This is a genomic window from Enterococcus malodoratus (assembly GCF_027659535.1).
Classification (GTDB): Bacteria; Bacillota; Bacilli; order Lactobacillales; family Enterococcaceae; genus Enterococcus_A; species Enterococcus_A malodoratus.
Genome location: NZ_JAQDPG010000012.1, coordinates 1 through 21,205 on the forward strand (window position 1 = coordinate 1; position 21,205 = coordinate 21,205).

General features: G+C 43.1%; 14 protein-coding genes. 7 read left to right on the forward strand and 7 right to left on the reverse strand.

The window, feature by feature from the left end:
* Positions 1 to 407 precede the first annotated feature (407 nt).
* The 6 genes from PGP85_RS17210 to PGP85_RS17235 all read right to left on the reverse strand — a co-directional run bounded on the left by PGP85_RS17210 (position 408) and on the right by PGP85_RS17235 (position 10,161).
* Positions 408 to 1,943 (reverse strand): glycoside hydrolase family 43 protein, encoded by a 1,536-nt coding sequence (locus PGP85_RS17210; RefSeq protein ID WP_010742495.1) that lies wholly within the window; start codon positions 1,941 to 1,943, stop codon positions 408 to 410.
* A 14-nt stretch (positions 1,944 to 1,957) separates the two neighbouring features.
* Positions 1,958 to 2,617: a beta-phosphoglucomutase gene (gene pgmB, locus PGP85_RS17215; RefSeq protein ID WP_010742494.1), complete on the reverse strand. Its 660-nt coding sequence runs from the start codon at positions 2,615 to 2,617 to the stop codon at positions 1,958 to 1,960.
* A complete protein-coding gene (locus tag PGP85_RS17220) occupies positions 2,610 to 5,435 on the reverse strand; it encodes an alpha-L-rhamnosidase (protein ID WP_270328604.1) in 2,826 nt (941 codons plus the stop codon). Before PGP85_RS17220 ends, pgmB begins: the two co-directional genes overlap by 8 nt.
* Before the next feature lie 19 nt (positions 5,436 to 5,454).
* Complete coding sequence (locus tag PGP85_RS17225; RefSeq protein ID WP_010742492.1) at positions 5,455 to 7,140, reverse strand: glycoside hydrolase family 3 protein; 1,686 nt, start codon at positions 7,138 to 7,140, stop codon at positions 5,455 to 5,457.
* A gap of 312 nt (positions 7,141 to 7,452) precedes the next feature.
* Positions 7,453 to 8,871, reverse strand: a complete 1,419-nt coding sequence (locus PGP85_RS17230) for a glycoside hydrolase family 1 protein (RefSeq protein ID WP_270328605.1) — start codon at positions 8,869 to 8,871, stop codon at positions 7,453 to 7,455.
* 3 nt (positions 8,872 to 8,874) lie between these two features.
* The gene (locus PGP85_RS17235; protein ID WP_270328606.1) at positions 8,875 to 10,161 is read right to left on the reverse strand and encodes a PTS sugar transporter subunit IIC; all 1,287 of its coding nucleotides are present in this window, start codon (positions 10,159 to 10,161) and stop codon (positions 8,875 to 8,877) included.
* Between the two features lie 141 nt (positions 10,162 to 10,302).
* Here PGP85_RS17235 and PGP85_RS17240 point away from each other — a divergent pair, with 141 nt between their 5' ends.
* Together PGP85_RS17240 and PGP85_RS17245 are read left to right on the forward strand one after the other, a co-directional pair.
* On the forward strand, positions 10,303 to 11,106 hold the full coding sequence (locus tag PGP85_RS17240) for a MurR/RpiR family transcriptional regulator (RefSeq protein WP_010742489.1): 804 nt from the start codon (positions 10,303 to 10,305) through the stop codon (positions 11,104 to 11,106).
* Between the two features lie 35 nt (positions 11,107 to 11,141).
* Positions 11,142 to 12,158 carry an AraC family transcriptional regulator gene (locus PGP85_RS17245; protein ID WP_270328607.1) on the forward strand — a complete coding sequence of 339 codons (1,017 nt, stop codon included), beginning with the start codon at positions 11,142 to 11,144 and terminating at the stop codon, positions 12,156 to 12,158.
* Positions 12,159 to 12,182: 24 nt separating this feature from the next.
* Here the strand turns inward: PGP85_RS17245 and PGP85_RS17250 are convergent, their stop codons facing one another.
* The gene (locus tag PGP85_RS17250; protein ID WP_270328608.1) at positions 12,183 to 13,145 is read right to left on the reverse strand and encodes an AraC family transcriptional regulator; all 963 of its coding nucleotides are present in this window, start codon (positions 13,143 to 13,145) and stop codon (positions 12,183 to 12,185) included.
* 115 nt (positions 13,146 to 13,260) lie between these two features.
* On the opposite strand from PGP85_RS17250, the gene PGP85_RS17255 reads away from it, so the two are divergent.
* The 5 genes from PGP85_RS17255 to PGP85_RS17275 all read left to right on the forward strand — a co-directional run bounded on the left by PGP85_RS17255 (position 13,261) and on the right by PGP85_RS17275 (position 21,204).
* Complete coding sequence (locus tag PGP85_RS17255) at positions 13,261 to 15,651, forward strand: sugar-binding domain-containing protein (protein ID WP_270328609.1); 2,391 nt, start codon at positions 13,261 to 13,263, stop codon at positions 15,649 to 15,651.
* Positions 15,652 to 15,789: 138 nt separating this feature from the next.
* Complete coding sequence (locus PGP85_RS17260) at positions 15,790 to 17,007, forward strand: MFS transporter (protein WP_270328610.1); 1,218 nt, start codon at positions 15,790 to 15,792, stop codon at positions 17,005 to 17,007.
* A gap of 212 nt (positions 17,008 to 17,219) precedes the next feature.
* A complete protein-coding gene (gene cysK, locus PGP85_RS17265) occupies positions 17,220 to 18,149 on the forward strand; it encodes a cysteine synthase A (protein ID WP_270328611.1) in 930 nt (309 codons plus the stop codon).
* A 208-nt stretch (positions 18,150 to 18,357) separates the two neighbouring features.
* Positions 18,358 to 19,572, forward strand: coding sequence for an MFS transporter (locus tag PGP85_RS17270; protein ID WP_270328612.1), 1,215 nt, complete (start codon positions 18,358 to 18,360; stop codon positions 19,570 to 19,572).
* 168 nt (positions 19,573 to 19,740) lie between these two features.
* Positions 19,741 to 21,204 (forward strand): DNA-3-methyladenine glycosylase 2 family protein, encoded by a 1,464-nt coding sequence (locus tag PGP85_RS17275; protein ID WP_270328613.1) that lies wholly within the window; start codon positions 19,741 to 19,743, stop codon positions 21,202 to 21,204.
* Position 21,205 lies beyond the last annotated feature (1 nt).

Consider the following 21,205-nt stretch of genomic DNA (forward strand, 5'->3'; position numbering starts at 1 on the left):
TTTTAACTTAAATAATAGAATGGACTTTCTCATTTACACAAAATATTTTACACTCTCAAAGAAATTGATGTAAGATACAAATTGGCAAATTTATATATATTACGAAGGAGAATAAAAAAGATAAATAAATCTAAATTTTAAAAAGAAGAGGACAAATATTTGGTGCTTCCATTTACAATTTCAAAGATGTAAAAACAGCATTCGATTATGCCTATGAATCAAGCTTTTATCGAGTAGTTGTGAAGTACAAAAAAAGAAAGTTAGTTGAGGACAGTCTGCTGTACTCAACTAACTTTTTTTTAATTTCAACAGGATTTTTTGGGGAAATGAGGTAAAGTAACTAGCCTGCTCCATAGAAGAGTTCATTCTACGAAGCAGGCTAACTGTTATCCATTAGTTGAACTCTTTCATAAGCACTTTCTTTGTACTTTATTAATAACGAACTCAGCGTCGTCCAATGCATAAATTCCTTGAATATCGCCTGTATTCAAGGCGGCGATGGCCTCGTTAGAAAAATGCAGGGCACTTGTTTCAAAGTACAAGCTTTTTTTGCCATCGGTGACAGTGAAGGTCTTTGTTGCTGGCTGATTGATTAATTCAAATTGGACAGGAAGTGAGTCAAGTGTGCCCAAGGGCTCTTCTATGACTAGATCTTCAACTTTTTGATAACGGTGGACAACAAATTGTTCGTCCTGCTTCGTTACTAAAATCGCCGCAAAATGGTTGTCGTTGATCATACTGAGTATCCCAATTTTCCCAGTGTTGACCGCAGTGGTATCCGCAACAGTGACGGTGAAGGATTCAGCTTTTTCTGTTTGTCGAATCCCAAGAAAGGCGGGAGTGCCTTCTTGTTCGATCGTTGTGTGGCGGCCTTTTAATGTTAATGTAGCGTCTTGTAAAAAGGCGTCTTTGCCAAGTGAGTCGCGTAAACTGATCCATTCAGGGTTTAAAACGGGTCCATCGAATGAATCATAAAAAACGGAGAGCTTTTGCGGCTTTGTTAAGGTCTTTTGATGCGTTGGAAAAGCGGTCATATCGACGATTTCGCTTGGAATCCCATGATTGATTTCCGGCCATTCGTGTGTCCAGTCAACGGGATAGAGCAGAGTTTCACGTCCCATATTTGTAATTTGCTTAAAACCGATTGTGGACGGGCGAGTACCTAAACACGTGAGCCACCAATTTCCTTGAACATCCTGAAAGAGGTCGGCGTGCCCAATATTTTGCAAGGTCTCATTTGCGCGATCGCGATTGGTGAAAATCGGATTAATAGAAACATTGTCTTCAAAGGGTCCCCAAAGATTGTCTGACTTGAACATCGTGATCATGTGCCCAACACCCGTTCCGCCTTCAGCGGCCAGCAGGTAATAGGCATCATTTCTTTTGATGATGTGGGGGCCTTCGACATCTCTGCCGCCGGTGCCCAGACTGATTACTTCTGGTCCACGGATTATTTTCCCGCTGGAAAGATCAATTTCAACCTGTTGAATGGCTTTTGTTCCTTTGTCGTCAATGTACCCAGTGAAGGGAATATAAGTATGCCCATTTTCATGGTACAAATCAGGATCGATCCCCATAATATCGATTTCGATCCGCTGTTTGTCCCAAATGATTTCGCCCTCAGCATTTAGCTTTCCTTTAATAATAAAGTTCTTGAATTCAGCAAAGTTCGTTGTGATTACGTAAAAGTGGTCATTGATATAACGAATACAAACAGCGAAGATGCCTTCATTGGATTTAGCCTCTGATAGATCGGCTTGTTCTTTTGCGTCGATTATTCCAGCAACCTTTGTCCAGTTTAAGAGATCCGTACTTTTACTTAAGGCGATTCCTGGATAGTACTCAAAGGTGCTGTTTACCATGTAATAAGTGTCTTCCACTAAAACGATACTTGGATCAGGATACATCCCGCGTAAAATCGGGTTTTGATAGCTTTCGACCATATAAAACACTCCTTTTAGTTGTGTGGATAGGCTTGACGAATCGTGTCTAAATTCAGTTCAGCGGTTGAAGCAAGGAGCATATTTGCCGCCTTTAACTCTGGATGTGTCCCGACTGCGACTGAATAGGCGCCGCTGTGGTTAATCGCGGTGATTCCGGCGCTGGAATCTTCAATCCCGACACAATCTCTTGGATTGAGTTCGAGTGCTTTTGCCGCGGCGATAAAAATATCAGGTGCAGGTTTTCCGTAAGGCACTTTGCTTGGATCTGCAATAGCCTCAAAGGCGTCCCGCAATTCTAGTTTATCCAAAATGGCGGGGCCGTTTAAACTAGCGGAGGCCAGAGCAAGCTTTATTTCGTGCTGTTTTAATTCGGTAATGAACTCTGTGATACCGGGCAATCGATCTTTAATGGATAAATTTTCCAGCGAGGCTAGATAGGTTTGGTTCTTTTCCACTAGCAGTCGTTGAAACATTGTATCCGAAACTGAAACATCAAGATAATTTAAGATAACCTTCAGCGAATCGCCGCGGCTGACTCCTTTGGTTTTTTCCTCCAAGGAATCAGGCAGTTTAGCGGAAAAATAGTTGTTTACTAGTTTTTTCCAAGCATCGAAATGCAGAGTAGAGGTGTCGGCGATAACCCCATCTAAATCAAACAATACACCCTTAAACAAGAGAGACTTCCTCCCGTTCACTTAAAATCGGTGTTGCGGCTAGCAGGTCATTGATTTGCTCTAGGTTCTCAGAAGAAATCTGGATAAACGGTAATAATGTGTTCAGCTTCGTCAATGACATAGAACCTAAGCCGCCTTGGATCGCTCCCGGATCTGCTTTAAAGAAGTTCAGTACCGGATCAATGGCGTCGATTTTTTGGACCAAGAGGTCGTCAGCCATGATTTCGGCCGCGGGTGTTTCACTCGAATAGTGCTCTACATAGTTTTCAGTCGGAACGTAGCTGATTGCATAGGTTCCGCAGGTAAGCGTGAAGCAACCGTCTGATTTCAGCTCGTTGTTTACCGCAACAGTCACATTTTCGGCTTGCGGAAGTTTCACATTGACGGTAGTCCCAAATGGAATAGTCAAGTTGAGCTTGATCGTGTGTTCTTCGTCAGCTTCGATTTGATAGTCTACAGCGAGTTTTCCATAAGGTGTATCGAAATGTCCGTTGACGCGTTTTAGACGGTAATCAAAAAGCGGCGCGAAGCGAACTTCTTGATAGCCTGGCTTCGTTTGTTGGATACCCAGCAGGTAGGTATAAGCCCATTCCATAATGGCTCCAAAGCTGTAATGGTTTAAGGAGTTCATGCCTTCAGGGTTCATTGAACCATCAGGCTGTACAGAATTCCAGCGTTCCCAGACAGTAGTCGCGCCCAGATTCACGGCATAAAGCCAGCTCGGAAAATCCTCTAAAAGAAAAATCTTTGCTGCTAATTTGTGATAACCATAGCGAGACAAGACCTGGCAGATAAAAGGTGTACCAACAAACCCTGTTTTAAGATGATCGTTGTCTTTTTTCAATCGTGTTACTAAATCATTAACGACACGCAGTCGCTGTGATTCAGGAACCAATTCGAAATAAAGGGCAATAGCATAAGCGGTTTGAGTATCTATCGCTAAACGTCCGTTTGCGGTGATGTATTCCTTGACGATTGCCGCTTTGATTTTCTGCGCGTGCTCCTGATAATAGGCGGCATCGGCAGGCTGCGCCAAAATCTCCGCGGTTTTGGCTATAATGCTGCTTGAATAGTAATAATAGACGGACGCAATAAAGTCCTCTTCGGTTTTCCCAGTAGGCAAGGCCGGATTTTCTCCATCCAAAGCAAGCCAATCTCCAAATTGGAAGGTACCGGTCCATAAATCTTCGCTTTTGCTGTTTTTACGAATCCATTCTACCCAGTCCTTCATGGCTGGATAGTTTTGCCGCAAAATCGCCGGGTCGCCGTAGCATTGATACATATTCCAAGGAATGATTGTAGCTGCATCGCCCCAAACCGCAGCTCCACCGTCAAAGTTGCCCATGGCCGGAGCGTACATAGGAACCATTCCATCGTGCATTTTTTGTTCAACCGCAACATCTTTTGCATACTTTTTGAAGAAGGGGAAGACGTTCATATTTAATGCGGCGGTTTTAGAGAACACGGCCGCGTCGCCGGTCCAGCCCAAGCGTTCATCCCGCTGCGGACAATCGGTCGGGATATCTAAGAAGTTGCTCTTTTGCCCCCACAAAATATTTTTGAAAAGTCGATTGACCTTCGGATGGATGGTTTTGATGCTACCAGTCGTAGACATTTCGGAATATAATACTGCAGCCTGATAATCTTCAGTCTTCAAAGGTCGAGTATTTCCTTCGACTTTTACATAGCGATAGCCGTAAAAGGTGAAATGAGGACGGACCCATTTTTCTTCCCCATCAGAGATATAGACGAAGGCCGCGCGCGCTTCACGTAAGTTTTCGCGATAAAAATTGTTCTCCTGTAAAATTTCGCCCATTTGAAAGACCAGCTTGGTTCCTTTAGGTTCGCGGTTGTAAAATTCCATCCAACCTGTATGATTCTGACCAAAATCGAGTACCTGTTCACCCGCAGGCGTTTCGAGAAGTTCTAGAACGGGTAGGCGTTCCATTATTTTTATCGGTAAGCTCAATCGGTCTTGAAGTAGTGCCTTTTCTTGATCGAGGACAGAAACCGATTGCCAACCGCTAGGAGTTATCGTATCATCCAGATCTTCACCATAGTAAATTTCAGATTTTGTCACTCTTCCGCTAGTGGTCAGCCATGAGGCGTCTGTCGGAATAATTTCGCTACTTCCGTCTTCATAGACCACATGGAATTCCGCGATAACACAATGTTGATCTCCGTAAATCTGATTTTTTCCGCCATCGAATCCTAAGGTTCCTTTGTACCAGCCGTCTCCAGTAGTAAAAAGCAGCTCAGGCTGATCAGCGTTTTGGAAAGCCTCAGTTATGTCATAGGTTTGAACCTGCACCCATTGGTCATAGGCTGTCACACCAGGAGTGAGGTATTCGTCGCCAACTTTTTCCCCGTCAATATACGCTTCATAAATTCCTAAGCCAGTGGCGTATAAGCGGGCGGAGGCTACATTAGATTTAAGATGAATGTCTTTTTTGAAGAGGGTGTTTTGGAGCATTTTATCTGAATGGGCGATCCAATTCGCTTGAAAAGGCTCGTTCATTTTTCCAGTTTCAAAAAAACTTTCTTTCGTTAGCCGATTATTTTCAGAATCGAAAAGGGAAATCGCTACATGATAACGAGTGCGCGGCTCTAAAGCTAAGGGAATATCAAAATAATTGTTGTCAAAGGGCAGTTTCTCACTTTGATAAACGGGAGAAGCTGGCTCACTCGTCCAAATGGTTACTTGTTTGGTCAATTCAGTGTAATGTTCAGCTTCTACAATAAACTCAATGCGCAAATCATCAAGCTGAAAGCCGACAGGTTCGGTCATATGATTGATTAAAATAGTTGAGATATTCATTTTTCACACTCCTAATTCGTTATAATTTAGCGGTAAAATCTCCGCAAAATGGGTCTACAGGATTGATTCCTTCAAAGACTTCAGTGCCCGTCATTTTTCTGATTACGGCCTCGATACTTTCTTTATTGCCAGTGTACGTATTGATATACGTGGAGACAGTCGGAATATCGAATAGGTGATAAGGGTTCGCGGTGGAGACAAAAACTGTCGGAATTGATTTCATAAACCAAGGGGCATCGGCAGCCATCAAGTGAATCCAATCTAGACGAGTCGTGGTTTGGTTGCTGGCCGTCTCGATATTCGCGATATAGAGAGCTAAGTCGAATTTTTCATTCATTTCAGCAACGCCTTCTTCAAAAATCTCATGGAAGTCTAGGCGCTGACGATCATACAAAGACACGTCAAAGCCAAGAGCCTCTAATTGTTTCTGGAAAAGGTCAGAAACTTTTCCGCCTTCCTTGAAGCCGCCGTCATCGGAATCACCTAAAACCACCATTCGAATTCTCGGATACCGTTCTACTGTTAACGGCAAAAGCTGGTCACGATCCTTGACTAAGGTGACTGACTTTTTAGCAGCCGCTTCGGCTTTTTCTGCATGGGCTGCTTGCTTCAGCTCCAAGGTTTCAGGGGTAATCGCCTCAAATAGACCATGGGTAAGTTTCGTCGCAAGTATTCGTAGAACCGCTTCTTCAACACGTTCGATTGACAATGTGCCATTTTCGATCGCTTTTTTAATAAAGGCGTAGTCCTCATTAATGTTCTTATTGAATAAAATCATGTCGATTCCGGCATTAATCGTCGCCGGCAGCAGCTCTTCTCGAGGGAGAATAGCATTGTAGCCGATCATTGGTGTAGCATCGGTGATTGCAAGTCCATTAAAACCTAGCTTGTCACGCAAAAGACCATCGATCAAGTGTTTCGAAGCCGAGGCGGGTCTTAGGTCTGCGTCAGTTATTTCAGGGGAAATTTTTCTTTCCCAAGCCGGCAGCATAATATGACCGATCATGATGCTTGATACTTCTTGCTCGATAAATGTCTGATAAATTTTCCCATAAGAAGCCATCCATTCATCCGCTGGTAAAGAGTTGACGGTGCTTAGTAAGTGCTGATCTCGTTCATCTACGCCGTCGCCGGGGAAATGCTTGATGACAGGAAGAATCCCGTTTTCTTGCAGACCGTTGATTTGAGCAGCCGCCATTTGGATCACACGCTCTTGGTCACTGCCAAACGTTCGCGTATTCGTGATCGGATTACGGAAATTTTTGTCGATATCGACTATCGGTGAAAACGACATATTGCAGCCTACCTGAGCGGCCTCATAGCCCGCGACATTTCCTAGTTCATAGGCCTGTTTCGGATCATCTGTGGCTGCGATTTGCAGCGGCATCCCAAACCAAGTTCCTTCAGTGATAATTCCGTTGCCGCCGGATTCCAAGTTTGCCGAAAAGAATAAGGGCACATCGCTGGCATCTTGCGCAGCAGTTAATTGACGTTTGATTTTTTCTGCTGGGGCAGGGCGATACATCATACCGCCGGGACGATAGGTTTGGATAAATTCCTTGATATCTACTTGCTCCTCGTCCTGTCCAATGACAAAGAAAAGCTGGCCGATTTTGTCATCTAAAGACATGCTTTGGACTTGCTCGTGCAGTTGTTGAATTTGTTCTTTGGTTAAGTTATACGGCTTTTTCGTTAGATCTAACATGAATGATGAACCTCCAATGATTTAAATATACTTGTTCACGTTTTCATTTTAGCTTGGAAATTTGATGAGAACCATTGCGAAAAAACATCTGCAGTGTGTTCATTTCACGGCTTCAAGTGTGCCTCCTTCGTTGCTAAGAATAGTTTACGTGAGGGATTTCCTTTACATAATAAAAAAAAGCGACTTTAAGAGAAGAGAACCTATGAAATTTCAACTTTTTACGAAAAATACCTCAATTAAAACAGCTCTTCCTATTAAACTTAGACGACATATCTAGGATTAATACGAGGAGCTGCTTGAATACTATGAAAATCAGTTGCCGGTTCGTTCTTTTTCAATGTTGCGGCCATTGTGCTGGATGACCGATTGATAAAAATAGAAACTGTCTTTTTTATATCGTTTCAATTCTTTTTCTGAGAAATTATCTCGGTCAACGTAGACCAGACCATATCGTTTATCGATGCCATCATTCACACTTAACAGGTCGATAAAAGACCACGGATTAAAGGAAATGACATTTACACCATCCCGAATCGCTTCTCTGATTTGGTAAATATGGTCATTTAGAAAACGTACGCGCGTAGAATCATGAATTCTTCCGTCTTCTAATTGTTCTTTTTCCGACCAGCCGCATTCTGTGATCATTAAGGGCAGGTGCGGAAAGCGGTCATGGACACGTTGCAGCGCATACCGCATGCCAAGTGGATCAAATGAAAATCCCCATTCCGTATGCTGTAATGCTGGATCTTCATAGCGTTCAATTTGATCGACGACACCTGCGAGCATTTTAGAGGACGCTTGCTTATTGTGTCGAAAAATACTCGTGCAGTACCAGTTAAGACCTAGAAAATCTGCACGACCAGTTTCAAAATCTTTTTCATCTTCTGGTTGAATTGGCAAAGAGATTCCGTCTTCGACTAGTTTTCTCGTGTAGTAGGTAGGAAATTCTCCTCTAACAGCAACATCCATTGTAATAAAGCTGACCATATCTTCTAACGATTTGCCTAATAAGGCATCTGAGGATTTATGATCATAGGATAAGTTCGTCATGTACGAGACAGCAGGGCCGATCATGGCAGCCGGCAGCAGCTCATGGCAAAGATTAAAAACTCTTGCCTGTGCTAGAAACATATGGTAATTTGCATGCTCCGCCATTTCTCGTAATTTTTTTGGATCATTATCCTTTAAACCGATCATACTCGGCACATTGACAAGCAGCGAATGTTCGTTGATCGTCAGCCAATAATTGACCACATCGCCAAATTCGTCAAAAAGGAACTTGGCGTAGCGAACATAATCGTCAACACAGCGCCGATCAGCCCAGCCATTGTATTGCTCCACTAAAGCCTGCGGCAGATCAAAATGAAAAATCGTGACAATTGGTTCGATCCCGCTCTTTTTCAAAAGAGTGATCAGGCGATGATAAAAAGCTAAACCTTCCGCATTAGGCTGTTGATCGTTGCCGTTGGGAAAAATCCTTGTCCAGCTAATGGAAAAGCGATAGGATTTTAATCCCAGTTCCTTCATCAACGCCACATCTTCTTCGACATGATGGTAGTGATCAACACTGACAGAAGTGTCAAGAAAGTCGCTGTCCATTGAGCGGATATCCGCGACAGAAAGTCCTTTTCCATCCTCAGCAGAAGCGCCTTCGACTTGGAAGGCTGAGGTACTTGCCCCCCACAAAAAATTATCCGGAAAATCTTTGTTCAAACGGTTTAACACACTCATACTTTATTGCTCCTCTTCTTTTAACGCTTGATTGTCTAGAACTTTGAAAAATGGATAATACAAAAGCGCCAGTAAAATGAAGTTTATGATCCAAATAATCGGTCCTTGCCAGCCAACAGTAAATACGCTGGCGATGACTTTTGGAAGAGTCCAAGGCATTCCCAACCCGATCATAGGGTTATAATTTGTGATAAACCCGATTTTGACTGCGAATAGGGCAACACCGCCGCTTACTAAACTAGAAAGGGTGAAGGGAATGAATAGGATCGGATTAAAAACGATCGGCATTCCAAAAATGACGGGTTCGTTGATATTAAACAAATTAGGGACCAACGAAATTTTGAAAAATTCTTTGTACCGTTTAGATTTACCGATAAATAATCCCATAATCAATAAACTCAATGTTCCGCCTGCAGAATCATTGTTTACAAAAGCAAAGACAGCCAGGTTTTCTAAATGTGGAATTTGTTCGCCTGCTTGGAAGGCCGCTGAACTGCCTACCATCATTGAAATAATGATCGGCATAATCGCCGCCTGCACCGCTGCTGGATGAATCCCGAACAAAAACAAAATATTTGATAAAACAAAAATCAATAAAATCGCCGGAACAGAACCGCCAATATTCATCAACGGCTTAGCAATTAGTTGATTGATAAATTCAAAAAACGTCCCATAACTGGTGAAATCAAAGGCCAACCTAAACAGGAAGACGAATAGAAATATGATGATTCCGATGACCAGCGGCTCCAAGGATTGGCTGACCATTGAAGGGACGGAGTCCGGCATGCGGATGACCAATTTCTTAACACGACTGAGCTTCACATAAGAAGCAGCGACAAGTACAGCAACTAAAATAGCGACAATAATTCCTTCACTGCCAAGATAGTTCATAGAAAAGGCAGCAACCGCTTTTTCCCCTTCACCAATCGACTGCGGAGCCAGCATAAAAAAGCCAGACAAACTTAGCAAACCAGCAACGATTCCATTCGCCTGCGATCTTTTCCCATAGGAATAAGCGATTGCAAAAACAATAAAAACCGCTAGAATGTTAGTTGAGCCATTGACGATGGCGTTCATAGAGGCGGCGATGCCTGTACTCTGAAACCATTCGTTGACGAATTTTATTGGAAAATTCGCTAAAATGGAGAATACCGATGCGCCAATCGTAACGGGCAGCGTCATAATCATTCCCTCTGAGATACTTTGCATTACTTTGTTTTGGCCTAACTTGTTAGAAAAAGGGACGAGTGTTTTTTCTAACAGTTGTTGAAAGCGATCCATAAATTTCATTTTTCAACATCCTTTCTTTTTATGGGTTTATTTTATCAACCCCAGAAGCAGCTTTGTTTTTTGATCCATAGGTGTATTTTCTTATAGGATCAAAATTTCCAATTGTGTTGAAATTATCTACAATTTATAAAGGAGAAATTGATGAAGCAAACACTTGTACTTTTAGATTATTTGAATGAGCATGCGCTATCGGATACATTTTCGAGAATCATCATTTACATTTTTAAGTTTAAAACGCGCATTCCCGAGATGACCATTACAGAAATGGCGGAGGCTATTTTTGTCACTCCCTCTACGATCACCCGATTTTGCAAGCATTTTGGGTTTCGTTCTTTTTCGGAGCTGAAGGATCTAATCGAAACAGAAAATCGGACAGATCCTACTCGGTTGTTCCGTCTGAGCAGAGAAGAGTTTCAAACAATCTCAGCAGAACCTTTTCTTTCTTTTGAAGCATACGGGCAATCGATTATTCAGTCAATTCAAGATACAATAAACACGGTGGATATCGCTATGTTGGAGGAATTGATTCAGCTGATCAAGAAGCACGAGACGATCGTGATTTTTGGCTATAGCACATCCATTCAAACGGCACGTTCATTACAAGAGGGGTTGCTTCTATCGAATAAACTGGCTTATGTAGGCAGCAGTTATCAAGGGCAAAAAGAGCTGGCGCGAACATTAACGAAGGATTCTTTGGCTATCATTATTTCCTCCTACGGCAATTTCTTTTCGAATAATTCAAAGGTATTTGATCAGATACTTCGTTCCAATTGTTCTACCGCTTTACTGACGCAGCAGCAGAACAATTTTTTCAGCTCGTCAATCGATCATGTATTTAACATAAACTCAGAAAGCTTCCATAAAGTCGGCAGCTTTTCGATGAAATTTTTTATTGATTTTCTTTGTCGCAAATATTTTGATGACACACACAATAAGCAAGTTTAGGCATAACGTACGAAACACTGAAAGGGGAGAGTTCCATGGAGGAGAAAATTCTGGCAATTTTACAAGAAAAAAACCAGCCGCGTAACTGGGATAAGTTGGGACCGGAAATGAAGCCTAAACGTGCTGGAATAATGAAAAATGAACCCGTGTTTGAATTTTTTCATACCTTGGATGATTCATTAGAAGTCAATCCACAATCGATTGCTATCTCTGTCCAGCCAGTGCAATCTTTTATTCCGTTCCATGTACATGACTATGTCGAAATAATCGTTCCGATCGCTGGCGAATGTACCGTCATCACTAAAAATGATGAGTTGAGATTGAAGCAAAATGATTTGATTATTATTGGAAATCATACGATTCATCGTGTGGAGCCGATCGAGGAGGAGAGCATCGTAATCAATCTGACCTTAAAGGATACTGCGTTTAATTTGAACGACTATCATTTTATGTACGAGGATCGCGTGACGAAAAAGGTCTCTTCGCTGCTTTTTTCACTTCTCTCCAACGAGACGCAGGGAGAAAATATTTATCGGTTGTTTCGAACCAATCAGGACACAAAGATTCATCTGTTAGTGGAGGACATTATTCAGGAGTACTATTATCCAGATACTCAGTCGAATCAGATTATCCGTTTGGAGCTGCTGACGTTGTTTGGGCGGCTGATACGTTCAGCGGCGAATGAACAAGCGGTGGTTGCAGGAGAAGATGACGCCTCCGTCAATTTATTGTCGCTGCTGCTGTATATCGAAAAAAATTATGCGCAAATTACTTTGGAAGAAATGGCGCAGCATTTTGGGTTCAATCCAAATTACTTATCTTCCTATTTAAAAAAACACACCGGTCTTTCATTTATCAAGCTGGTACATCTTCAGCGGGTAAATGTAGCGGCGGAATATCTAACCTATACGAATGCACCGATTGAGCAGATTGCAATAAAAGTAGGATACGAAAATCCTTCTTACTTTTATAAAATGTTCCGTAAAAATCTAAAAATCTTACCAACAGAATATCGCGATAAATACTCTTTTAAAGCGAAGAAAAACGATTGAAGTGAAAACTTCAATCGTTTTCTTTTAGAGTCTAAATTTTTGGCGGTACTGATTAGGGGAGAAGCCTGTCTGTTTTTTGAAGTAATGGTAAAAGTAAGCTTCACTAGAAAAACCTAATCGTTCAGCGATCAGCTGGATAGTCAGATCGGTTGTATTTAATAACTGCTGTGCCTTCTGGGTTCGTATCATCTGGGCATAGGTGGCGATGGTCATTTTTGTTTGACGCTTCAGCAGGCGGTTCAGGTATTCAGGATTATAGTGCAGCGCGGCTTCGATTTCTTTTCGCGAAATGTTGCCGAAACGACTTTCGATCAGGTGGATCACCCGATTGACCAGATAATCCTCTTTGGACAGATCTAGATCAATTTGCTGCAGCGTGAACTGATTGGCATTTTCTAAAGCATCCAATAAGCGTAAAATCAGGCCTCGTTGGAAGTAGGAGCGGCCGATTTTAGACGTAGCTACCTCCAGCTGCAGCGAATCGATGATGACATGAAAGCCTTCGCTTTGATAGGGCAGACACGGAGAAAATTCGATGTAGCTGCGTTTCCACTGCGCGTCTGATTGCAGATTTTGCTGCAGAAATTGAAAAATCGGTCCGTCGCCTGAATCATTGGCGAACAAATCCCGCAGCAGGGCCGGAGATAAATTTAGAAACACAACGTTGCAGCCATCTGAAAGGATCTCTCGGTGCAAAATCTGTGTATTCAGCAGACAGCCTTCGCCTGCATGAAAAAGATACTCCTTATCCTCAATAAAATTCGTTAATTCCCCATGCAAAACATACATCAATTCGAAATTTTGATTTTTGTGCAATGCGTGATATTCGTCATCCTCAAAGGCCGAAATCTCGCCGTCCTGGACTTTAGTATAGAGGATTTTCTCACCGATTTTTTGTTTATAAAAAATGGCGATCGGTGAATGGGTACGAATTTGAGGAATCTCGGTATTCGCAGAATGAAGCTCAGAAAAGGGATCGTTGGTCATCATACACCTCCAAAAGGTCGGAAAAATACAGTAAACGTTTTCTTGAAGTCGGTATTTTTCATTATATCACAGAGCGGGACCGACTAGAATGAAGGATATCAGAGGAGGAACACAGATGCGAGAAAAGAAAAAACTAAATCAGCAGTGGCTATTTCATTATGGCGAAATCGGCCTGCCGAAAAAAACAGCCAAAAAAGCCCATGCTTTGGGTGGTTTTACGGCTCCCTTAGCGGAGGAAACCGGTGCGCCGGTCGAATATGGAGCAGGTGGGGAACACTTTTTAAAACTGATTGCTCAGGGGGATGCTGTTCAGGGATTGAAAAATTTAGCGGGAACGGATTTTGAATCAAAGCTCGATAGTCAATGGCAGCCAGTAACGATTCCACATGACTGGAAAATCAGCCACCCCCATAAGCGGGCGCCCGAATTACTAATGTCTGGTTCCAAGGAAGAAGGGATCGGGTATTATCGCAGGACATTTACGCTAGACGACCGTCTTCTGAATAACTTTCGAGTTGTTTTGCACTTTGAAGGTGTCATGCGCGCGGCCGATGTCTGGTTGAATGGGGCTTATTTAGGTCATAATGACAGCGGATACACCAGCTTTTCTTTTGATATCACTGAAATGTCCAGATACGAAGATGAGGGGGACAATGTTTTACTCGTCCGCGCGGATACGACGACTGGCGCAGAAGGCTGGTGGTACGAAGGGGCTGGGATTTATCGAGAGGTATGGTTGGAATTTTTACCCTTAGTATCACTTGATAAGAACGAAGCTTACATTTATACCAAAGAAATCCAAGACGACCAGGTGGTGATGGGTGCGGAGATTTGTATTGAGAATTTCTCAATGGAGACGGTAGAGGCGGCGCCTGTAATTAAGATCGGCGAACAGCTGATTCAGTTTGGCGTACAGACATTCGAACCGTTTGAAAAAAGAACGCTAAAGAAAACCTTCGTTTTACCTGAGCCAAAACTTTGGTCACCAGAAGAACCAGTATTGTATGAAGCGATTTTTCAACTGGAGACCGATGAATGCCGGAAAAATTTTGGTGTTCGTACATTTTCTTATGATACGCAGGGTTTTTATTTGAATGGTGAATCCTATGAATTGCGGGGCGTTTGTGAGCATCAGGATTTTGCTGGTGTGGGCGTAGCGTTGAATCAGGATCTAGTCGATTATAAAGTAAAAACAATGAAGGAAATGGGCGTCAATGCATGGCGCAGCGCGCATCATTTTGCATCTGAAGCGCTTCTAGATGCCTGTGACCGTTTCGGAATTCTTTTAATGAATGAAAATCGTTTACTGGAAAGTACGCCGTGGCGTGTGGCGGATTTAGAAAAAATGGTCAGAAGGAGCCGAATGCATGCGTCAATGGCCTTTTGGTCAGCAGCTAATGAGGAGGTTATTGGAAATACCGATCTGGGTAGCCGGATCGCGTCAAGACTGGTCACCTGCATCAAGCAAAATAATTACGAGAGTTTGGTTGTTTCGGCGGAGCTGTTGAATCCGGCAGGTGTGGTGAATGAAAATTATCTGGCAAATTATGATGTTTTGGGAGTGAATTATCCAGAGGCAGACGCGATGGGACCGGGTGCCATCAAGATCAAGGAACAGTACCCGAAACTGCCGATCATGAGTACGGAAAGCGCCTCTTACTTTTCTACGCGGGGAATCTATCGGGACGATGAAGAACGATGCCAGTGTTCAAATTTTGGTTCACTGTTTTCGATGATTCTGCCAGGAAAACGGCAATCAGATGATCCAGGTGCAGGAGGAACCGCCAGACCAGAAAAAGTGATGACTTATTTAGCGGAACATTCGTATATGGGTGGGGTCTTTTTATGGACGGCCTTTGATTATTACGGCGAACCTTCCCCATTTGGCTGGCCTGCTATTTCTTCTCAATTTGGGATCGCTGATTTGTGCGGATTTTCTAAAGATTATTACTACTATTATCAAGCGTTTTGGAGCAAAGAGCCGGTTATTCACATTATGCCTCATTGGAATGAAGAGGGGCTGGAGATCGATGATCAAGGAATGGTCACGGTACGTGTATTCAGCAACGCAAGTGACGTTGAACTGTTCGTCAATGGAAAAAGCTGCGGTAAAAAAGGCATCGCTGGTTGTATCGCTAATTGGAAAGTTCCTTATGAAGCGGGAAAAATTTCGGCAGTGGTCTATGAAAAGAATCGGCCAATCGCTGAAGCGGGTGTTGAAACGAGTTCGACGATTCATTCAGTTAAAAGCGAAAAAATTTACGAAGGAAAAGAATATTGTCTATATAAATTAGAAGGGGTGGATGACCAGCAGCGACCGGTTCCGACCGCAGACAATAAACTATCTCTTTGTGTTCAAAACGGAGAGATCATCGGTGTGGCGAATGGCGACCCAATCAATCATGATTCTTACAGCTTGGAGTGCGTCCGACTATTCCAAGGAAAGGCACTGGTAATCGTTCGAACAGACAAGGAAGTTCAATTGGAAGCAGATATTCAAGAGTAAAAGGATAGGGCTGGAAGGACAATCTATGAAAAGACCACAAAGCGCATGAATTTTGCATATGGTGAGGATGTTTTTTCTAGCCTATACTTTATTTATCGATTGAAAGCGGAAACAAAACTATGAAGGAGCGCAATTATTATGAATAAGAAAAAATTATCTCTAGCTTTAGGTATTTTAAGTATGAATCTCTTGTTGATGTCTGGATCGGTTGTTGGTGCGGCGATCGCAGCGATCTCCAAATCCTTCCCGCAGGAGCCGATCTCAAAGGTGCAAATGCTCAGCTCGATCCCGCAGCTGGGACAATTAGCCGCGACTTTACTTTTTACATGGCTAACCTACAAGATGACACGAAAGAACATTGGTGTGATCTCTGTAGCAATCGTGGCGATCAGCGGTCTGTTGCCGGTCTTCTACAATAGCAGCTTGAACATCATTTTAGCGTGTATGATCGCTTTAGGATTTGGACTTGGCCTAATCAGTAATGTGGGTCCCGTTCTTTTGCAGGAACATTTTGATGGCGAGGAACGCGCATCCGTTATGGGATGGGCTGTAGGATTTAACAATTTAGGTATGATGGGCTTCACTGCTATCGGCGGAATGCTGGGAAGTAGCAACTGGCAAAATTTATTCTGGGTCTATGGGGCAGCGATCATTATTCTTTTAGTTGTTTTGGTGTTGGTACCGAAGGATCGAAAATTATCAGAAGAAGAGGTCTCTAACCAACGTTCGATTAGTTTTGGAAAGACGTTAAAAAGTTTAAATGGGTACGTTTATGTGATGTTGATTGTAACCTTTGTTACCTCTCTTTGTTTAATGATTTTTATGGCGAATCAATCGATTTTGTTAGCTTCAAAAGCCAACGGGACAGGCTATACCGCAATGGTCACAGCGCTAGGAAACGTTGGCGGGATTTGTACCGCATTTGGATTGAAGTATATCCGTAAACTTACTAAGACTGACACGATGGCTTGGGGATTTGTCGCATTCGCATTGTCTTATGTCTGCATTGTCTTTTTCAATAATCCAGTCCTGCATATCGCTGGAAACATGTTTTCCGGTATGGGCATCGTTATGGTAAATGCAACGATTCCATTCGAATTATCTATTTTAGCGAATCACCAGCAATTCCCCGTGGCGATCGCCATGAATACACTGATTTCATCCATCGCAGGATTCGCGGCCCCAATCATACTTGCGGCAACCAAAATCTCAGCCGGTGCGAATTCGTATCTTGCAGGTATCGCGATCAGCGGTTTGATGGCTCTTATATTATTAGTTACACGTTTGGGCACTCGTATTGAAAAAAAGTCGGAACAAGCAACGATCAGTCGTAATGAAGGCGCTCAGGAGGCCTAAATTAAAACAATCGCTCAATCATCTTCCCAGATGGTTGAGTTTTTTTTGAAAAAACTGCAAAGTATGAGTTTCAGGCTGATGACGTACTATTTGAAATTCCCCCATAACTAAAATCAATGGACAGTCATAAAAAAGCACAATTAGCTAAAGCAGCCTAATAGCAGGTATAGTTTAGGTAATCGAATCAGAAGAAATTGACTGGAGGAATTAGAATGGGAAAAATTTATCCATCCATTTTATCATTAATAGGTGAGACACCGATTGTGAAATTGAACTCAGTAGTACCGGAAACGAGCGCAGAGGTTTATGTGAAATTGGAATTTTTTAATCCAGGCGGCAGTGTGAAGGATCGAATCGCACGCAGTATGATCGAAGCGGCAGAAAAAGAGGGGCTATTGAAAGCAGGAGACACGATTGTAGAACCGACGAGCGGCAACACAGGTGTTGGTCTAGCTATGGTAGGTGCGGCTAAAGGGTATCCAGTGATCATTGTGATGCCGGATACGATGAGTGTCGAGCGGCGAAAATTGATTCAGGCCTATGGTGCAACGTTGATATTAACCCCAGGATCGGAAGGGATGAAGGGGGCGATTGCGAAAGCGAGCGAGTTAGCGAGTCAAGAACACTTCTTTATGCCGCTGCAGTTTGACAATCCCGCCAATACAGCAGCTCATCGAGAAACTACGGCAAAGGAAATTCAAGAAGCGTTTGGTCCAACGGGACTTGACGCATTCGTTGCGGGAATCGGTACAGGCGGAACGATCACAGGTGTTGGACAAGAGCTGAGACGAACCAGCCCAAGAATAAAAATTTATGCGGTAGAGCCTGAAGAGTCTCCAGTTTTAAAAGGTGGAAAGCATTCACCACACAAAATTCAAGGCATTGGTGCAGGATTTGTGCCTGAAATATTAGATACGACGATTTATGATCACGTACTTTCAGTTTCCAGTGAAACGGCTTTGCAAACAGCCAGAGAAGTTGCCGCAAAGGAAGGAATTTTAGTAGGAATCTCGGCAGGTGCGGCAATACATTCAGCTATTCAAGTGGCTGGTGAATTAGGGCCGGATAAAAAGGTGCTGGCGATCGTCCCAGATAATGGAGAACGGTATCTCTCTACGGCATTGTATCAAATAGAAGAGTAAAGCATGCACAAAACAAAAGCAGTTATCTATTCAAAGGATAACTGCTTTTTTCTCATGCATAAAATGGTTGTAGGAATGGCCAACAATAACGTTCGACTGGCTAACTAGAATTTGAAAAAAAGAGGAAGTAAGTAAATAACCCTCCATTAAGACACCACTCTGCTTTTTTCCAGTAGACTTTTCTGGTGACAAGAAAGCGGGGGATCTTATGTTGACAAAAGAAATACACGAGCAGCCGCAAATGTGGCGGCGAAATACGGTGCTGTTTATCATTAGCCAAGCGATCACGCTTTTCGGTTCATCGATTGTTCAGATGGCGATCATCTGGCAGGTAGCGCTGGAGACATCGTCCGGATTATGGATGACCATCCTTACGTTAAGTGCCACGGTTCCGCAAACGATTATCTCCTTTTTTGGCGGAGTGTGGGCGGATCGCTATCCAAGAAAACGACTTATTATATTTGCTGATATGGGAATCGCAGTAGTGACTCTTTTTCTAGCGTTGGTATTTCTGTTTGGGAAAACGGAAATCCTCCTCCCATGGTTGATTTTAGTTTCGGCTCTGCGCTCGATTGGAACGGGGATTCAAACACCCGCAGTGAGCGCCGTGATTCCGCAAATCGTCCCGGAAGAACACCTGATTCGATACAACGGGATCAACGGCAGTATGATGGCCATCGTGCAATTTGCTTCGCCAGCCGTCGCAGGGGCGATTTTATCCATAGGTTCATTTCATTGGACGTTGCTGCTGGATGTTGCCACTGCAATAGTCGGTATCTCGATCTTATGTTTAGTGTCTATCACGCAGCAGCGAACCTCAGAACAGGAATCCTCCAAGTCATTTTTTAATGACATGAAGGCCGGCATTTCCTATGCCGCAAGTGAAAAAAAGGTAAAAAAACTGCTGTTCAATTATGGCGCGTTCATCTTTTTGAGTGTTCCGTCTAGTTTTCTAACGGTTCTGATGATCGAAAGAACCTTTGGCGACAGCTATACGTTTCTTACAGTAAATGAGATGGCTGGTTTTGCCGGAATGGTCTTGAGTGGTATCCTGCTTGGTATTTGGGGTGGATTTAAGAACAGAATGAGGACACTCGCATTCGGGTTGCTGGGTTTTGGCGCGATCTCGTTGGCACTTGGTTTTACCTACAGGTTCTGGTTATTTGCGGTTCTCATGTTTTTGATGAGCTTTTTTATCCCAGTCGTTCAATCTTCAACTACCACGATGCTGCAAGAGTATGTTCCTGAAGAGAAACAAGGGCGTATCTTCGGTCTTTTAGGTGCGATGTACAGCGGATTTATGCCGCTCGGTACCGCGATTTTTGGACCACTGGCGGATACGATTAAAATCCAGTGGATGGTAATCGGCTGCGGTGTACTTATCGTGTGTCTTGGAATGCAGCAGATTTTTCGAAAAGACTAAACGCAGCTAGAATATAAAAATGTAGAAACGTATGGCTTAAGCAAATCTGCTTGCCGTGCGTTTTTTTGCTATATACAATGAATCGGTATTATCGATTAAAAAGCTATGTCCGAAAATGACCAGAAATGACTGAATGTTATTGGTACAATAAGACTGGAGGTGTAAGTGATGGAACAAATTTCAGAAGACTACCTTTATCGTGCATTTATGGCAAAAGATAGTCGTTTTGACGGTCGGTTCTTTGTTGGAATAACCTCGACGCACATTTATTGTCGGCCTGTATGCAAAGCAAAAAGAGCAAAACAAAAGAATTGCCGCTTTTTTACAACTGCGGCGGAGGCAGAAGCTGCTGGATTTCGGCCGTGCCTGCTTTGCCGTCCTGAACTAGCACCCGAAGCGGCGTTGATGAATCCGAATGACCACTTGCTTGCTAAAGCAGTAAATATGATAGAAGAGCATTGCGGGAATATCAGCAGTTTGAAAGAAATTGCTGAAAAGCTTGGGTATAGCGATCGGCATCTGCGACGAGTATTTAATGAAGAATACCATGTTTCTCCGATCCAATATTTGCAGACCTGCCGCTTGCTGCTTGCCAAAAATTTACTGACGGATACCAATCTGCCTGTATTAGACGTAGCCATGACCGCTGGATTTGGCAGCTTGCGGCGCTTTAATTCCTTATTCAAAAAACAATACAATCTGACGCCGACAGATCTAAGAAAAAGAAATGGCACTGGGAACAAGGAAGAGGGCCAGATTACGCTTGGGCTGGGGTATCGTCCTCCTTATCGCTGGCAGGAGATACTTGATTTTTTTGAAATGCGTGCGATCAAAGGGATTGAGGTTATTCAAGAGGGACATTATCTGAGAACGGTTCATGTAAAAAGTATTCAAGGAGCCGACTATTACGGTTGGATAAAGGTACGGTCGGATGAAGAAAAAAGTGTGCTGAAGGTGACGGTCAGTGAGTCCCTTCTGCCCGTTTTATCCCAAGTATTGAAGAAAGTACGGCAGCTGTTTGACTTGTATTGCGATCCCGAGATTGTGTATGAAACAATGAAGAATATGGACAATTTTTTAATCGGATCTAGAATTCCCGGTTGTTTTGACCCGTTTGAAATGTCTGTCAGAGCCATTCTTGGCCAACAAATTACGGTTAAAGGAGCTAGTACCTTAGCTGCACGAGTGGTAGAAAAATATGGGAAACCAATCGAAACACCGATAGATGGGTTGACGCATGTCTTCCCCGCACCGGCGGATATTATAGATTTAGCGGATACGCTTGAAGAACAGTTTGGCAAATTAGGTGTCATTAGAACAAGAACGAAAACGATTTTGGCGTTGGCCGAGGCGCTTGAAAACAATGAACTCACGCTTGAGTTTCCGGCTGATCCAGAGGAAGAAATGAAGCAGCTGGTGAAAATTTCTGGAATCGGCAAATGGACGGCGCAGTATATAGCGATGCGGGCACTCAATTGGACTGACGCCTTTCTTGAAACTGATGTCGGTATAAAAAAAGCGCTCACTCTGATGAATCAGAAAGAAATGCTTGATTGGGCGAATCAATGGCGGCCTTGGCGCAGCTACGCCATCGTTGCTTTATGGAATTCTTTAAAGAAAAAGGAGGATTAAA

Coding starts and splice junctions, on each gene's coding strand:
- PGP85_RS17245 (WP_270328607.1), top strand. CDS start 11,142: ATGGAGGAGAAAATTCTGGCAATTTTACAAGAAAAAAACCAGCCGCGT.
- PGP85_RS17220 (WP_270328604.1), bottom strand. CDS start 5,435: ATGAATATCTCAACTATTTTAATCAATCATATGACCGAACCTGTCGGC.
- PGP85_RS17270 (WP_270328612.1), top strand. CDS start 18,358: ATGTTGACAAAAGAAATACACGAGCAGCCGCAAATGTGGCGGCGAAAT.
- PGP85_RS17255 (WP_270328609.1), top strand. CDS start 13,261: ATGCGAGAAAAGAAAAAACTAAATCAGCAGTGGCTATTTCATTATGGC.
- PGP85_RS17235 (WP_270328606.1), bottom strand. CDS start 10,161: ATGAAATTTATGGATCGCTTTCAACAACTGTTAGAAAAAACACTCGTC.
- PGP85_RS17225 (WP_010742492.1), bottom strand. CDS start 7,140: ATGTTAGATCTAACGAAAAAGCCGTATAACTTAACCAAAGAACAAATT.
- cysK (WP_270328611.1), top strand. CDS start 17,220: ATGGGAAAAATTTATCCATCCATTTTATCATTAATAGGTGAGACACCG.
- PGP85_RS17250 (WP_270328608.1), bottom strand. CDS start 13,145: ATGACCAACGATCCCTTTTCTGAGCTTCATTCTGCGAATACCGAGATT.
- PGP85_RS17260 (WP_270328610.1), top strand. CDS start 15,790: ATGAATAAGAAAAAATTATCTCTAGCTTTAGGTATTTTAAGTATGAAT.
- PGP85_RS17275 (WP_270328613.1), top strand. CDS start 19,741: ATGGAACAAATTTCAGAAGACTACCTTTATCGTGCATTTATGGCAAAA.
- PGP85_RS17210 (WP_010742495.1), bottom strand. CDS start 1,943: ATGGTCGAAAGCTATCAAAACCCGATTTTACGCGGGATGTATCCTGAT.
- PGP85_RS17240 (WP_010742489.1), top strand. CDS start 10,303: ATGAAGCAAACACTTGTACTTTTAGATTATTTGAATGAGCATGCGCTA.
- PGP85_RS17230 (WP_270328605.1), bottom strand. CDS start 8,871: ATGAGTGTGTTAAACCGTTTGAACAAAGATTTTCCGGATAATTTTTTG.